The organism is Homoserinimonas aerilata (assembly GCF_006716125.1).
Lineage (GTDB): Bacteria > Actinomycetota > Actinomycetes > Actinomycetales > Microbacteriaceae > Homoserinimonas > Homoserinimonas aerilata.
In genome coordinates, this window is sequence record NZ_VFOM01000001.1 from 1,384,863 (window position 1) to 1,399,085 (window position 14,223).

The window sequence follows — 14,223 nt, forward strand, 5'->3', positions numbered from 1 at the left end:
CAGCACGGCGATCACTGGCTCGTCGACTCGGGGTCTTGGCTCTGGCCGAGCGTCGGGGACTGCCCGTCAGCAGCATCCGGGTCGCTCACCGCTGCGTCGGTGTCTGCCTCGGTGAGCGGCGGCGAAGCGGTCTCGAAGATTTCGGTGAACGCCTCGTCTGCCGGTTCGTCGACCCACGGATGCTCGTCAAGCGAGTGGTCATATTCGGTCGAGACGAGCGCGAAGTCGTCCCCGTGCTCCTCCAACCCTGTGCGCACGCTGTGGCGGAGTGCCTGCCGCGCATACTTGTCTCGCAGGATCAGCGGGTCGCGCCTGAGGTCCTTCATCAGCGCGACCATTATGAAGACGAGAATGAGCGCGAACGGCAGTGCCGCGATGATTGTCACGTTCTGCAGCGCGCGCAGGCCACTCCCCTCCACTCCTGTGGCAAGCAGCACCGCGGCGATCACGCCAACGAGCGTGCCCCACGTGATTGTGACCCAGCGTTTGGGGGTGGGGCGACCCTGCTGCGACATGGTTCCCATGACGAGGGATGCCGAGTCGGCACCGGTGATGAAGAAGATCGCGATGAGGAGGATCAGCAGGATGTTCGTGATCTCGGTGAACGGAAGGTTCGCGAGTACACCGAAGAGCACATTCTCGGGCGGTGTCGTCGGCAGCTCGGCCCCGTTCATCTGCTGATCGATCGCGGTCGACCCGAAGATCGCGAACCAGATCAGAGAGATCAGTGACGGCACGAGGATCACGACCGTCACGAACTGTCGGATTGTGCGGCCTCGAGAGATCTTGGCGATGAACATGCCGACGAATGGTGACCACGAGATCCACCAGGCCCAGTAGAAGATCGTCCAGGCGGCGAGGAACTGCTCCGTCGCCTCGCCCTGCGCGCCGGAACGCCCCATCATCTGCGGAAGGTTATTGATGAACTCAAACGCGATCGTGGGGATCATGTTCATGATCAGCAGGGTCGGGCCGACGAAGAAGACGAACAGCGACAGAACGATGGCCGCGACAGAGTTGGTGTTCGACAGCGCCTGGATTCCTTTGGAGACACCGGATGCTGCGGATGCGATGAAGCACGCGGTGAGAACCGCAATCACGGCGATGAGAACCCCGTTGCCGATCTCGCCGATGCCGGAGACGATCTCGATGCCGTGGCCGATCTGCAGGGCGCCCAGGCCAAGGGATGCGGCGGTGCCGAACAGTGTCACGAGGATCGAGAAGATGTCGATCGTCTTGCCGAGTGGCCCGGTCGTCTTGTTCTCCCCCAGCAGCGGTGCGAAAACCGACGAGATCAGTGGTGTGCGCCCGCGACGGAACGACCCGTACGCGATCGCCACACCCACCAGCGCATAGAACGACCATGCCTGCGGCCCCCAGTGGTACAGCACCTGGGCTTGTGCGGTCTGCATGGCCTCGAGCGTGCCGCCCTCGACTGTTCCCGGCGGCGGTGTCTCGAAGAAGGTCAGAGGCTCCGCAGCCCCCCAGAAAACCAGGCCGATGCCCATGCCTGCGGCGAACAGCATCGAGATCCACGAGAACATCGAGAACTCGGGGGCTTCATCATCACGCCCGAGGCTGATGCGACCGTACTTGCTGACGCCAAGAAAAATCATGAACAGCAGAATCGCCGTCGCCACCGAGGTGAAGAACACCCCCGTGTACTCGATCACCCAGTTCAGCGAGGACTGCGCGGTCGCGGCGAGGTTATCGCCAGCCAAGATGCCCCAGCCGATGAAGGCGACGGTGAAGGCCGCGGCGACACCGAACACCAGCCAGTCGGTGCGGTAGACCCGCCCGGTCTGCTCCACCCCCACTCCGGGGATCAGCGCCGGATGCACACCCTTCGGCGCCAGGCCTTTCAGCCCGCGGGCGATGTTTCGTGCTACTCCTGCGGCGTGGGCGCCTGGACGCGCCGCAGACCGCGACGTGTTGTTGGCGTTGTCATCCGTTCCGTGATCGCTGTTCACGAGTCCCATACTTGCAGCAACTGCGTGCGGTCGGCCGCCGCATCAGGCTGATTCGGGTTTGTGGGCCTGCAGCAGTTTGGCGAGAAGAGAATTGAGCTGCTGACGCTCGGCCGCGTCAAGCCCGACGAGGAGTTCGCCCTGGGCGACGTCAGCGTGCCGCTGGATCTCGTCGAGGTAGCGGATGCCTGCGTCGGTGAGCGTGACGAGGTTGCGTCGTCGGTCGGCGGGGTTGGCCTTGCGGTTGACGTGCCCACCAGCCTCAAGCCGGGCAGTGATGCCACTCACGTCGTTGCGATCGAGGCCCAGCCGCCTGCCAAGGTCGGCCTGACTGAGCGACCCATACTCTTCGAGAGCGGCGAGTACGGCGAACTCTGCGCGGGCGGACAGCGGCATGTGGCGCGCAGTCATACGGGCACCGATCGTGGAGACCTTGTTCGCCTGCCAGCTCGCCAGCGCGTGCAGCCGCGCCGGGGATTGAAGTCCGTCATCCGCCTCTTTCATACACCGAGGATATCCGTTGGTCACCTCAACGCAATCCGTGCTACGTTGGGGATATCAACGTTGGCATAGCCAACACTACCTGTGAGCGCGTCGCCATTGGGCGCGCACCGATCCTTCAGGAGCGATCTCATGACTGACAGCCTCACTCATCCCGACCTTTCCGGCCGGCACATCCTCATCCCGGGCGGCACCGGCGGCGTCGGCGAGGGCGCAGTCCGCGCCTATCTCGCCGCCGGAGCTGACGTCGTGGTCCCGACCCGCAGCACGGCCCGCGCAGACGAGTTCCGCACCGCACTCGGTGATGCAGCATCCGAACACCTGCACCTTGTCGTGCACGACTACACGACCTTCGCCGGGGCTGAGGAACTCGTGAACACGATGGTGATGCAGCTCGGCAGCGTCGATGACGTGGTCGCCCCGATCGGCGGCTGGTGGTCGGGAAAGCGGCTGTGGGAGATCGACGAGGATGACTGGCAGTCGGCGTTCGTCGGGCTCGCGACCACCCACATGGCGGTCCTGCGCGCTGCCCTGCCCCGCATGACCGCTCAGGGCGCTTACTCCATCGTGGTCGGCCAGTCCGCACACTACGCGGTGCCCGGCAGCGGTCTGGTCAGTATGGAGCAGAGCGCACTCGCGATGATGCAGCAGGTGCTTGCCGCCGAGCTGGGAGGCAGCAAGCGCGTCTTCCTGCTCGAGCTTGGCCCGGTGGCGACCCGTTTCATCGCCCACAGCGCCCCCAACCTGGTCACCTCCGAGCAGATCGGCGCGGTTGCGGTCGCCGTCTCCGCAGCTCCCGACCTGCCTGGGCAGCTGGTGCACCTCCCGAACCGGGCCAAGGCCGATGAGGCCCTCGCAGCCTTCGGGCAGTCGACGAGGTAAGCGCAGGCAAGCTCGACCACCGCGCCTTCGCATTGGGCGACTTACACGCACGACCATGAGCGCGAAATTGGCGATAACCGGGCGTCGCAGTGCCTCTCAGGCGGATGATGGTCGCATGACGACTGAGTCAGCTGGCGCAAGCCCAAACCACGACACGGAGCGTGCGGCGTCGACGCACCGCGCCGCGGACTGGTACGAACTGTTCTTTGACCTTGTCTTCGTCGTGGTCATCGCGATCTCGGCAGGGTTGCTGGAGAAGGACATGAGCTTCGCCGCGGTCGTGGCCTTCCTGCTGCTGCTCTTTCCGCTGTGGTGGACGTGGGTGAACCTGATGGTCACCAATAACCTCTTCGGCGCCAGCCATCGCTCCATTGGGGTGCTCGTCATCACGGCGATGCCTGGCGCGGCGGCGATGGCGATCGCGATCTCAGCGGGCATTGAGCATTCGGCATGGCTGTTCGCGGCCGGAGCGATCTGGATTCGACTCGTGCTGCTCGTGATGTGGCTGGTGCCGCATGCGAGGGGGCGGCAGCCTTTCTCGATCTGGCGAACATTGGGACTGCTGCACGGATAGGTGACAGTTATAGTCACGCCACCAGTGCGACGGTCGTGTTCATGATGGTCTCGAATTCGACGGGCGTCAAACGCCCCAGAGCGGCTTGCCGTCGGCGTCGGTGATAGGTGCGTTCGATCCAGGTCACGATCGCGATGCGCAGCTGCTCGCGGGTTGTCCAGGAGCGATGGTCGAGGACGTTCTTTTGCAGCAGCGCAAAGAACGATTCCATCGCGGCGTTGTCTCCGCATGATGCAACCCGGCCCATTGATCCGACCAGGCGGTTGCGGGATAGAGCACGCAGGAATTTTCGGCTTCGAAATTGCGATCCGCGGTCGGAGTGGACCACGCACCCGGCGACGTCACCGCGCATCTGGACGGCGTTCTCCAGCGCGCGGACAGCGAGACTCGACTTCATCCGCGAGTCGATCGAGTACCCGACGATCTTGTTCCCGAACACGTCTTTAATCGCGCAGAGGTAGAGCTTGCCCTCTGCGGTCTTGTGTTCGGTGATGTCGGTCAGCCAGAGCTGGTTCGGACCCTCGGCGGTGAACTCGTGCCGGACCCGCCCGCTCTCATCGGTGACCGTGCAGAGGTCGTCGTGAACGGCAGGGCCGGGTTTCTTGCCGTTCTTGCCCCGTTTCTTCCCGAACACACTCCACCAGCCGTTCGCGGCCGTGATGCGCCACGCGGTCCGGTCCGCCATTGATTCCCCGGCGTCGCGGGCCTCGTCTGCGAGCAACCGGTGACCGAACTCGGGGTCGTCCTTGTGCGCGTCGAACAACGCGTTCGCACGATATGCCTGCACTACCTCGCTGGTCGTGATGGGGTCAGCCAGCCACCGGTAGTAAGGCTGGCGAGCAAGCTTCAATACCCGACACGTCACCGTCACGGGGATCCCCGCAGCGGCGAGCTCTGTCACGAGCGGGTAGAACCTTTTCCCGGCAGATTCGCCTGCGACAGATACGCCGCCGCACGGCGGAGCACCTCATTCTCTTGCTCGAGCAGACGAATCCTCTGACGCGCTTCCCGCAACTCCGCGGCCTCACCACGGCTTTCGCCGGGCTTGACCCCGTCGTCGACCGCCGCGCGCTGCAACCACTTATGCAACGTCACCGCATGGACACCGAAATCTTTCGCGACCTGCTTGATCGTCACACCAGGCTCACGGCCCCGCGCGACGCGCACGACGTCATCACGGAACTCTCGCGGATAGGGCTTAGGCATGATGCCATCCTTCCAGGCCAACCCTCCGGGCTAGCCAGATCAGATGTCACCTATTCGTGCAGCAGTCCCGCACGTGCCGGGGTCTTCGTCGCGCTGGGTGCAGCGATCCTCGCTGGCGGCGGCGTGACGTGGATGAACTGGCTCATTCAGTTGGGTGAGCAGCTGTAGTTTTCGCTGTCACGCAGTCCCACGCGCGCCACTTCACACACCACTAGGTCTCGGGCAAATTCAGCGTAGGAACGGCGAATCAGCGAGAGATGGTCTGCTCTAGTTCTTGCCAGACAACAGCGCCGCGAAGGCTACTCCGAAGCTTGCGATGTTAGCGGCACCTGCGCCTTTATCCGCGACATTAAGCGCCTTCAACACAAACCCTTTCTTTCGCTCTGGCAAAGCAGCGATCATCGTATCCCGAAGATCACCGATCTCTTGCTCACTCAAGCCGCCGCTGTTTAAGACTTTCGACCAGAAATCGATAACGTCCACTTTCAGATGCCCGGGTGTCAGAGATGAGCGGACGAGCGCAGGGTTCGGCGATTCACGCAGCTTTTCGGTGAGAACATCTTTGAGGAATGGATCCTTTACGTGGAGCACCAACTCATCCCCGCTCTTATCCACCGCGTTCAGCGTGACGCAGTCATTGTCGAGCAGCTCGTTCCAATCCCATGTGGTCTTTCCACGATATTGACGTTGCTGAGCTTTGAAGCGCAGTGTCCGAATCTTGGTCAGATTAGTGGAAAGTTCCTGAGCGAGTCGCACGTCGCTCCATTCAAGTTTGAGTTTTCCCGCTTCTACAAGAAGCAAAAATAGGCGGAACTCAAGTTCCGATTTTGACAACGACCCCCACGGGATTCTGAGGAGATCATCGGCGAACTCAGCGAAGACGGTGCTACCGGAAGGCTTGCTCATCGGCACAGCCTATCGACCAGGCGGTTGATTCCAGCGTCGACAACTTGGCCCCACTTTCCATCGAGGAGTGGACACGACGGTGCACCTTGTTGTCGACGCTGTTTCACGATCCGCCGCCAAGGCGCCCCGACTGCAAGGAGCCACCGTGTTTGAACTCATCACGACCATCACCTCAGCCCTGCCGATGGACATCGACATCACCCCGAACGACTCGGGGCTGCCGGGGATCGCGCAGCTGCGCACCATCGTCGGCGCCGTCATGACGATCGGCTTGATTCTCTCCGTGCTCGCGCTCATCATCTCGGCGATCGTCTGGGGATTCGGATCGAACTCGTCCAACCCGCACCTCGCGTCTCGCGGCAAGCTCGGCGTGCTCATCTCCTGTGGTGCCGCCGTCATTTGCGGCGCATCGGTGACGCTCATCAATTTCTTCTGGAACGTCGGACAGCAGGTCTGAGACTCACCCATCCATCACTTCCGGGAGGCCTGCGATGAGTGTCTGCGATATTCCTGTCATCTCCAACGTGTGTGATGCCGTCGGTGAGGGGGCCGCAACACTCGTGTCAGCGCCATTCGACTGGCTCGCCTCCACGATGGGGCAAGCTGCCGGATGGCTCATCGAAGCCATGTGGACCGTCTTCGACAGCACAACCCTCGTGGACGTCCAATCCCCGGGCTACCTGAACGTCTACAACCTGCTCTTCGGCATCGGTGTCTTCATCGTTCTCCTGTTCTTCTGCTTCCAGCTGATTCTCGGCCTGATCCGGCGCGAACCCGCCGCACTTTCCCGCGCGGCCCTCGGCGCAGCCAAGGCGGTCCTGGGATCGTTCGTCGTCATCACGTTGACGGCGACGGCCTTGGAGATCGTGGATCAGCTGTGCATCGGGGTTGTTCAGGCCGCGGGAGAAACCACCGCCACCATGGGCGACAAGATCGCGCTCCTGACCGCGGGACTCACGACAATCAATATCGCTGCTCCCGGGGTCGGTGCGATCGTCACAATCTTCCTCGCCGGGCTCATGATCTGTGCTGTCGCTATCGTGTGGTTCTCGCTCCTGATCCGCAAGGCGCTGCTGCTCGTCGCAATAGTGCTCGCGCCGATCGCATTCGGTGGAGCGGCATGGGATGTCACCCGCGGATGGATCGGCAAATGGGCCGCGTTCGTGGTCGCGCTCATCATCTCCAAGCTCGTACTCGTCGTCGTGTTCCTCATTGCGATCACGCAGGTCTCGACCCCGATCGAGGCTGACTTGTCGGCAGTGACTGAACCGATCTCAGGCATCGTGCTGCTGTTCATCGCAGCCTTTGCGCCGTACATGGTCTACCGGTTCATCTCTTTCCTCGGCTTCGATCTTTACCACGCGATGGGAAGCGAGCAGGAAGCGAAGAGCGCCGTGAACCGACCGGTGCCTGTGCCGTCGAAGCTTCAGAGCGACGGAGTGAAGAAAGTTCTCGACGGTGGCTCCGGTGGTGGCGGGACATCCAACGCCGCTCCAGCAGCAACCGCTTCACCCAGCGCGTCTGCTTCGGGTGGGGCGACGTCCGGCGGATCAGCTGCCGGAGCGGGGGCGGGAGCCAGTGCCGGTGCCGGTGGCGCTGCCGCAGCTGCCGGCCCCGCAGCGGCAGCGGTCATTGGCGCGAAGGTCATCAAAGCTGCCGCTACTGCCGGACCCCAGCTCGGAGGCGCTGTTGGCAGCACAGCCGAAACTGCGGCTGCCGGTGCAGGTGGTTCGGGTGCGGCTGCACCCGCTCCTCATTCCACGCCTCAGCCTCCTGCACCGCGATCAGATCCAGCACCACCCAGAACCCAGCAGCCACGATCTGGGAAGGAATAGCTGACCATGTCAAAGGACTACGACAATCAACGAGCCGGGGACCTCATTCCGGTGAAATTCTCCCGACTGACACGAAGGGGCATCCTGCTCGGTCTATCCCTCTCACAGCTGGTGGCGCTCGGAATTGGTGTGACCACGCTTGTGTGGGCCTTCTATGCCGGCGGCGGCATGCTCATCGCGTTGTCGGCACCCGTATGGCTCTGTGCCGCATCCGTGGTGTGGATCCGGATCGCTGGGCGTCCGATCGTCGAATGGATTCCCGTTGCCTTCTGGTGGATGTGGAAAACCACCGGTGGACAGCTGCTCTACCGGCGACGCGTTGTGAAGCCGCGGCCTGCGGGCTCGCTCGCACTACCCGGCGACATGGCACGGCTGCGCGAGTACGACGACCCGATCACTGGCGCCGGAATGGTTCATGACCCCACCGCCAGCACTCTCACGGCCATCATTGCAGTCTCGCACCCAGCATTCGCGCTCCTCGATCCCGGTGAGCAGGAACGGCGTGTCTCCTCCTGGGGGCGTGTGCTCGCGACCGTCTGCAGGTCCGGGCGCCTCTCAATGATGCAAGTGCTTGAGCGCACCCTCCCAGACTCCGGGACAGGACTCGCTGAATGGTGGGCATCGCACGGCAACGCAGATGACTCCTGGGCCTCGACGACGTACGCCGAACTCATCGACCGCGCAGCACCCGCTGGAGAACGCCACGCCACCACGCTCTCCCTCTCGCTCGACATGCAGACAGCGGCACGACAGATCCGCACTGCCGGTGGTGGCATCCGTGGCGCTGCTGCTGTCCTTCGCCAAGAGATGTCCACGCTCATCGCCGCGCTGCGCTCAGCCGACCTCGCACCCTCATCGTGGTTGACGTGCGGCGAGATCGCCGTCATCCTGCGTTCGGCATACGACCCGGCAGTCGCCGCGACACTTGAACGGCACGGCGAACTCGGCCAGTCGCTCGCCACCGCAGGTCCGGTCGCAGTGAACGAATCCTGGTCCCGGCTACGCACAGACTCGGCCTTCCACGCGGTGTTATGGATCTCAGAGTGGCCGCGGTCGATGGTCTACCCGGGCTTCTTGGCACCCGTGCTTCTGTCGACCGGGATACAGCGGTCCTTCTCGCTGCTCTGCACACCGATGCGGTCCGACCAGGCAGCACGTGACATCCGAAAAAAGAAGACGGAGTACATCTCAGACGCAGCTCAGCGTCAACGCATCGGCCAGATAGAGGATGCCTCGCAGACGGCTGAGTTTCAGGACGTTCTCCAGCAGGAAGCTGACCTCACGGCTGGGCACGGCGTCCTGCGCTACACCGGACTCATCTCGGTCTCAGCACGAACAGCCGAAGACCTCGACGCCGCCGTCGCCGCGATCGAGCAAGCCGCCATTCAAGCATCCTGCGAGACGCGCCTCCTCGTCGGACAGCAGGCCCAAGCATTCACCGCCGCGGCTCTGCCACTTTGTCGCGTGGTGTGAGCCATACACAGCGCGTGCACGGAGCCGGTCCACTACCGCGCCTGGCAACGATGAATCAGGTGTCTAGGCATCGATCGATATGGTGTGCCCGGCGATCCATGCTGCGTCACGACAGCGCCCTACGTCGCGAAATATGTCAACAGTTACGTTCCGATCTGGCGCCTCCTGTCCACCGAAAACGGTGGCAGTCTATTTCGGCGCTCCTACGTTTCGGCGGGAAGTTTCGGCGGGCACTTTACTGGCGCACCCCATGCGCCTTGCTCTGGGCGCGGAAGCCCGTCAAAAACGATCGTTTGCGGCGCGGTGAGTGAAGGCACACCAGATCGAATGCCAGAAACGTGCGCCGTAAGCGGGTTTCGGTAGGCGTATTCGGTGGGGTGTGAGCCGGATGTACTTACACCCAGGCCCCAGAGATGTCGCCTGGGGTGAAGCCGTTCCAATAGGTCATCAATCACTGTATAGTTCAGTGTGTGCTGACTATTTCCTCACGCCTCGATGTCATGAACCGGCTCGGCCGGGCCATGGCCGATCCCACGCGTTCCCGAATCCTAATGTCTCTGCTCGGTGGACCGAGCTACCCGGCTGTGCTCTCTCGTGAGCTGGAGCTGACGCGTTCGAACGTGTCGAACCATCTCACCTGCCTGCGTGACTGCGGGATTGTCGTTGCCGAGCCGGAGGGTCGCCAGACTCGTTACGAGATCGCCGACCCGCATCTTACGGCTGCGCTCGTCGCGCTCGTGGACGTGACGCTGGCGGTCGATGAGCACGCGCCGTGCGTGGACTCTGCGTGCACGGTGGCTGGCTGCTGTGGGACGGGGGCGGACGCGTGAGCGCGGCGTGTGGCTGCGAGCACGAGCCTGCCCAGCCTGCCACTGCGGCGGAGGATGAGACCGAAGAGGTTGTGCGGCCCTGGTGGAGGGACCGTGGGATCATGGTGCCGGTCTTCTCCGGTGTCGCATTCCTGGCCGGTCTGATCCTTGAATGGTCCGGCCTCGAGATCCCGGCGCTGGTGTTGTTCTGGGCCGGTCTGCTCCTCGGTGCGTCGACGTTCACGCCCGGCGCGATCCGGAAACTGTTCAAGGGCAAGCTCGGTATCGGGCTGCTGATGACGATCAGCGCGATCGGCGCGGTCATCCTCGGCTACGTGGAGGAGGCTGCGGCTCTGGCGTTCTTGTACTCGATTGCTGAGGCGCTCGAGGACAAAGCGATGGACCGTGCCCGGGGCGGGCTGAGGGCGCTGCTGAAGCTCGTGCCGGAGACAGCGACCGTGCTGCAGAACGGCGTCTCTGCGCAGGTGCCCGCGAGAGAGCTGACGGTCGGCCAGGTCATGGTGGTCCGTCCCGGCGAGCGGATCGCAACCGACGGGATCGTCCGTTCTGGCCGCTCCAGCCTGGACACCTCGGCGATCACCGGGGAGTCGATCCCCGTCGAGGTCGAGCCCGGCGATGCGGTGTCGGCCGGTGCGATCAACAGCGCCGGCGCGCTGGAGGTCGAAACGACCGCTGCGGGCACCGACAACTCGCTCACCACGATCGTGGAGCTGGTCGAGAAGGCGCAGACCGAGAAGGGCGAGCGTGCACGTCTCGCGGACAAGATCGCCCGCCCGCTCGTGCCCGGTGTGCTGATCCTCGCAGCGCTCGTCGCGATCATCGGGTCGCTGCTGGGAGATCCAGAGGTATGGATAACCCGCGCGCTCGTTGTGCTGGTCGCGGCGTCTCCGTGTGCACTGGCAATTTCGGTGCCGCTGACGGTCGTCGCCGCGATCGGTGCGGCAAGTAAGTTCGGCGTGATCATCAAGTCTGGCGCTGTCTTCGAGCGCTTCGGCACAGTACGTCACGTCGCCGTCGACAAGACCGGCACCCTTACCCGCAACGAGCCCGCCGTCACCGCCGTGCTCACCACCAATGGTGTGACGGAGGCTCAGGCGCTGGCCTGGGCGGCCGCGTTGGAGCAGCACAGCACGCATCCTCTCGCCGCCGCGATCACCGCCGCCGCTCCGGGCACTCCGGCAGCTGCAGACGTGACCGAGCAGGCCGGCCATGGCATTGACGGCACCGCGGACGGATCGAAAATCACTGTCGGAAGTCCTCGTTGGCTTGACGCTGGCGAGCTCGGCAACCGGGTCGTAGCTCTCGAGGAGCAGGGCATGACCGTCGTGATCGTCCACTGTGACGGGTCACCGGTCGCCGCGATCGGCGTTCGTGACGAGTTGCGCACTGAAGTCCCCGAGGTCGTCCGGACACTCACAGGTCAGGGCGTTGGTGTGACGATGCTCACCGGCGACAACGCCCGCACGGCTCATGCGCTGGCTGCGCAGGCCGGGATCAGTGACGTGCGCGCCGAGCTGCGCCCTGAGGACAAGGCGACCGCGATTCGAGAGCTGTCGAAGGCGGGGCCGGTCGCAATGATCGGCGACGGCATCAACGATGCCCCAGCCCTTGCTGGTGCGGACGTCGGTATCGCTATGGGCGCCACGGGCTCCGATGCGGCGATCGAATCCGCGGATGTGGCCTTCACCGGTCACGATCTCCGCCTCATCCCACGGGCGTTTGACCACGCCCGCCGGGGCCGCCGGATCATCAACCAGAACATCATTCTGTCGTTGTTGATCATCACCGCACTGCTTCCGCTCGCACTCTTCGGGGTGCTTGGGCTCGCGGCCGTCGTCATGGTGCACGAGGTCGCAGAGGTCATCGTGATCCTCAACGGCCTACGTGCCGCCCGCACCCGCACACCACGGGTGGCCAGCTGATGCTCGCCACCATCGGGTCAGCGATCGGCCTGTTCGCCGCGACCAACATCGACGACATTGTCGTCCTCACCGTGCTGTTCCTCGCCTCCAGCCGAGGAAAACCCCGGCCATGGCAGATCGTTGCAGGTCAATACCTCGGCTTCATCACCCTCGTCGTAATCAGTGTGATCGCTGCGCTCGGCCTCACCATCGTCCCGGACGAGTGGGTCGGCTTCCTCGGCCTGATCCCGCTCGGCATCGGCATCTGGACGCTCATTCGCGGCCTGCGCCGTAACAGCGATGACGATGATGACGACTCGAAGATCACCGCGGTCGGACTATGGGGGGTCGCGGGAATCACGATCGCCAACGGTGCGGACAACATCTCCCTGTACACGCCGATCTTCCGCACCAGCACGCCAGGCGACGTCGCCGTCATGATCGTCGTGTTCCTCATCCTCGTCGCCGTATGGTGCGCCGCCGGGCGGCTGATCGGCACCAACAAGGCCGTCACCGAGGGACTGGAGCGCGTCGAGCACTGGCTCGTACCGGCCGTGTTCATCGGTCTTGGGCTGTTCATCCTGATCGAATCCGGCGTCATCGTCCGCTTGATCGAGGTCCTCGCATGACATCGTCCGAGGCAGAATCTCAGCCGTCTGTTGCGCGACAGCTGCCGTCCGCGCGGCGTTGGCAGCTCACCGGCGGAGCGCTCCTGATCGCGCTGGTCGTCGTTCTGATCGATCAGGGGACGAAAGCGTGGGCCGAAGCGACCCTCACCGAGCGCGAGCGCATCCCGCTGATCGGTGACCTGCTTGGCCTGCAACTCGCGTACAACCCCGGTGCGGCATTCTCGTTCGGGGAGGGCTTCACCTGGGTGTTCGCGTTGCTCGCTGTCGCAGCCACCGTCACAGCGATCGTGTTCGCGTTCCGGATTCGCCGCCTGGGGTGGGCGGTCATCGTCGGCGCGCTCGGTGGAGCTGCCGCCTCACATGCAGGCGACCGCCTCTTCCGGGATCCGGGATTCGCCCAGGGGCACGTCGTTGACTTCCTCGCCTACGGGAACTGGTTCATCGGGAACATTGCCGACATCGTGATCTTCGCTGCCGCGATCGCCGGAGGGTTCCTTATGATCCGGGGCGGTGATGAGTCCAAAGACTGACCCCGATGCTTCACGGCGACAGACCGCGCCGAAATCGATCGTTACCGGTCAGTTCGCGCGATGACGTCCAGGAAGTCCCGTATGTGAGGGGGCGGAGTCGTCCCGGCCCAGATGGCGGTGAGCGGGCGGGTGATCTGGAGATTGTTGATCCGAACTCGCACGAGTCGGCCGGCGCGGGCGTCCTCGGACACGGCGAGGGAGCTCAACGCGCCGGGGGCTATGCCGGCCATAATCGCGCTGCGAACGCCGAGCGTGGTCGTCAGCACGGCTGCGGGCTCGGCTGCGAGGGGAAAGCCCGCCTCGGTGAGGGCGTTCTCGAGCGCTTGTCGGGTGCCGCTGCCGGTCTCGCGGAGCACCAACCCAGTGCCCGCCAGTTCACGGACGGACACCCGGCGGGTCTTCGCCCATCGGTGACCGTGCTGCACAACGACTTCGATGGTGTCGTAAGCGACGGTGACCGACCGGAGGCCGGCGGGAACGACAGGGGTCTCGACGAGCCCGAGGTCTGCGGTTCCCTCGCGTATGGCCTCGACGACCGTGCTGCTGTTGGCGGCTGTGAGTTGAACGACCGGGCCGTCATTGCCGTGAGAGATGCGCCACCGGGCGATCCATTCCGGTAGGAGGTGTTCTGCGATCGTGAGGCTCGCGGCGATGCGCATCATCTTCCCGCGATCCGTGCGGAGCGAGTTGACAGCATCCGAGAACTCGTCGGCCGCTGTCAGCAGCGTTGTTCCCCAGCCAACAACCAGCTCGCCTGTCGGAGTCAGTCGGGAGCCCCGTGCGGAACGCACCAGCAGTCGCATGCGCAGATCTTTTTCCAGGTTCCGGATGCGCAGAGATATCGCCTGCTGACTCACGCCCAACTGCGCGCTTGCCGCCGACATGCTGCTTTCCTTCGCGACGAGCGCCAAGGCTCGCAGTGCCTCCAAGTCCGGCCCGTTGCGCATCTTCCGCCTCCCAAGCACAAGCATAACTTGTATGGCGGACGG

15 protein-coding genes are annotated in these 14,223 nt (G+C 63.9%); 10 read left to right on the top strand and 5 right to left on the bottom strand.

The genetic code is table 11. From position 1 onward, the window contains the following. Positions 1 to 11: 11 nt before the first annotated feature. Complete coding sequence (locus FB562_RS06510; protein WP_246081365.1) at positions 12 to 1,970, bottom strand: BCCT family transporter; 1,959 nt, start codon at positions 1,968 to 1,970, stop codon at positions 12 to 14. A gap of 42 nt (positions 1,971 to 2,012) precedes the next feature. Continuing rightward, on the bottom strand, positions 2,013 to 2,471 hold the full coding sequence (locus FB562_RS06515; protein ID WP_141880407.1) for a MarR family winged helix-turn-helix transcriptional regulator: 459 nt from the start codon (positions 2,469 to 2,471) through the stop codon (positions 2,013 to 2,015). Positions 2,472 to 2,600: 129 nt separating this feature from the next. On the opposite strand from FB562_RS06515, the gene FB562_RS06520 reads away from it, so the two are divergent. Together FB562_RS06520 and FB562_RS06525 are read left to right on the top strand one after the other, a co-directional pair. Further along, positions 2,601 to 3,350, top strand: coding sequence for an SDR family oxidoreductase (locus tag FB562_RS06520; RefSeq protein ID WP_141880408.1), 750 nt, complete (start codon positions 2,601 to 2,603; stop codon positions 3,348 to 3,350). Positions 3,351 to 3,465: 115 nt separating this feature from the next. After that, complete coding sequence (locus FB562_RS06525) at positions 3,466 to 3,924, top strand: low temperature requirement protein A (RefSeq protein WP_185740469.1); 459 nt, start codon at positions 3,466 to 3,468, stop codon at positions 3,922 to 3,924. Positions 3,925 to 3,937: 13 nt separating this feature from the next. Here the strand turns inward: FB562_RS06525 and FB562_RS06530 are convergent. Beyond that, a protein-coding gene (locus tag FB562_RS06530) for an IS3 family transposase (protein ID WP_141879659.1) occupies positions 3,938 to 5,130 on the bottom strand; the annotation gives its coding sequence in 2 pieces (ribosomal slippage) (positions 3,938 to 4,843 and positions 4,846 to 5,130; 1,191 coding nt in all). On the opposite strand from FB562_RS06530, the gene FB562_RS13720 reads away from it, so the two are divergent. Further along, a complete protein-coding gene (locus FB562_RS13720) occupies positions 5,023 to 5,298 on the top strand; it encodes a DUF6112 family protein (protein ID WP_141880410.1) in 276 nt (91 codons plus the stop codon). The two genes, FB562_RS06530 and FB562_RS13720, sit on opposite strands and share 108 nt — an antisense overlap. 99 nt (positions 5,299 to 5,397) lie before the next feature. Here FB562_RS13720 and FB562_RS06540 read toward each other — a convergent pair whose 3' ends face one another. Then, positions 5,398 to 6,036, bottom strand: a complete 639-nt coding sequence (locus FB562_RS06540; protein ID WP_141880411.1) for a hypothetical protein — start codon at positions 6,034 to 6,036, stop codon at positions 5,398 to 5,400. 184 nt (positions 6,037 to 6,220) lie between these two features. Between FB562_RS06540 and FB562_RS06545 the strand changes: the two genes are divergently transcribed. The 7 genes from FB562_RS06545 (at position 6,221) to FB562_RS06575 (ending at position 13,234) form a co-directional block, all read left to right on the top strand. Beyond that, the gene (locus FB562_RS06545) at positions 6,221 to 6,493 is read left to right on the top strand and encodes a DUF6112 family protein (RefSeq protein ID WP_129073445.1); all 273 of its coding nucleotides are present in this window, start codon (positions 6,221 to 6,223) and stop codon (positions 6,491 to 6,493) included. A gap of 34 nt (positions 6,494 to 6,527) precedes the next feature. After that, entirely contained in the window at positions 6,528 to 7,871 is a 1,344-nt protein-coding gene (locus FB562_RS06550) for a type IV secretion system protein (protein WP_141880413.1), read from the top strand. Positions 7,872 to 7,877: 6 nt separating this feature from the next. Next, positions 7,878 to 9,344 carry an SCO6880 family protein gene (locus tag FB562_RS06555; protein ID WP_141880414.1) on the top strand — a complete coding sequence of 489 codons (1,467 nt, stop codon included), beginning with the start codon at positions 7,878 to 7,880 and terminating at the stop codon, positions 9,342 to 9,344. Positions 9,345 to 9,814: 470 nt separating this feature from the next. After that, a complete protein-coding gene (gene cmtR / locus FB562_RS06560; protein ID WP_036275916.1) occupies positions 9,815 to 10,174 on the top strand; it encodes a Cd(II)/Pb(II)-sensing metalloregulatory transcriptional regulator CmtR in 360 nt (119 codons plus the stop codon). Beyond that, positions 10,171 to 12,096 (top strand): heavy metal translocating P-type ATPase, encoded by a 1,926-nt coding sequence (locus FB562_RS06565; RefSeq protein WP_221625364.1) that lies wholly within the window; start codon positions 10,171 to 10,173, stop codon positions 12,094 to 12,096. The genes cmtR and FB562_RS06565 overlap by 4 nt, the downstream gene beginning before the upstream one ends. Further along, positions 12,096 to 12,704, top strand: a complete 609-nt coding sequence (locus FB562_RS06570; protein WP_141880415.1) for a cadmium resistance transporter — start codon at positions 12,096 to 12,098, stop codon at positions 12,702 to 12,704. Before FB562_RS06565 ends, FB562_RS06570 begins: the two co-directional genes overlap by 1 nt. Beyond that, positions 12,701 to 13,234: a signal peptidase II gene (locus FB562_RS06575; protein ID WP_141880416.1), complete on the top strand. Its 534-nt coding sequence runs from the start codon at positions 12,701 to 12,703 to the stop codon at positions 13,232 to 13,234. The genes FB562_RS06570 and FB562_RS06575 overlap by 4 nt, the downstream gene beginning before the upstream one ends. Positions 13,235 to 13,275: 41 nt before the next feature. On the opposite strand, the gene FB562_RS06580 is transcribed toward FB562_RS06575, so the two are convergent. Continuing rightward, positions 13,276 to 14,205 (bottom strand): LysR family transcriptional regulator, encoded by a 930-nt coding sequence (locus FB562_RS06580; RefSeq protein ID WP_342777285.1) that lies wholly within the window; start codon positions 14,203 to 14,205, stop codon positions 13,276 to 13,278. Between the last annotated feature and the right edge of the window lie 18 nt (positions 14,206 to 14,223).

Bases quoted from the DNA above. Each gene is read 5' to 3' on its own strand.
- FB562_RS06520 (WP_141880408.1), top strand. From the start codon at position 2,601: ATGACTGACAGCCTCACTCATCCCGACCTTTCCGGCCGGCACATCCTC.
- FB562_RS06540 (WP_141880411.1), bottom strand. From the start codon at position 6,036: ATGAGCAAGCCTTCCGGTAGCACCGTCTTCGCTGAGTTCGCCGATGAT.
- FB562_RS06575 (WP_141880416.1), top strand. From the start codon at position 12,701: ATGACATCGTCCGAGGCAGAATCTCAGCCGTCTGTTGCGCGACAGCTG.
- FB562_RS06515 (WP_141880407.1), bottom strand. From the start codon at position 2,471: ATGAAAGAGGCGGATGACGGACTTCAATCCCCGGCGCGGCTGCACGCG.
- FB562_RS06545 (WP_129073445.1), top strand. From the start codon at position 6,221: ATGGACATCGACATCACCCCGAACGACTCGGGGCTGCCGGGGATCGCG.
- FB562_RS06580 (WP_342777285.1), bottom strand. From the start codon at position 14,205: ATGCTTGTGCTTGGGAGGCGGAAGATGCGCAACGGGCCGGACTTGGAG.
- FB562_RS06555 (WP_141880414.1), top strand. From the start codon at position 7,878: ATGTCAAAGGACTACGACAATCAACGAGCCGGGGACCTCATTCCGGTG.
- FB562_RS06550 (WP_141880413.1), top strand. From the start codon at position 6,528: ATGAGTGTCTGCGATATTCCTGTCATCTCCAACGTGTGTGATGCCGTC.
- FB562_RS06570 (WP_141880415.1), top strand. From the start codon at position 12,096: ATGCTCGCCACCATCGGGTCAGCGATCGGCCTGTTCGCCGCGACCAAC.
- FB562_RS06525 (WP_185740469.1), top strand. From the start codon at position 3,466: ATGACGACTGAGTCAGCTGGCGCAAGCCCAAACCACGACACGGAGCGT.
- FB562_RS13720 (WP_141880410.1), top strand. From the start codon at position 5,023: ATGGACACCGAAATCTTTCGCGACCTGCTTGATCGTCACACCAGGCTC.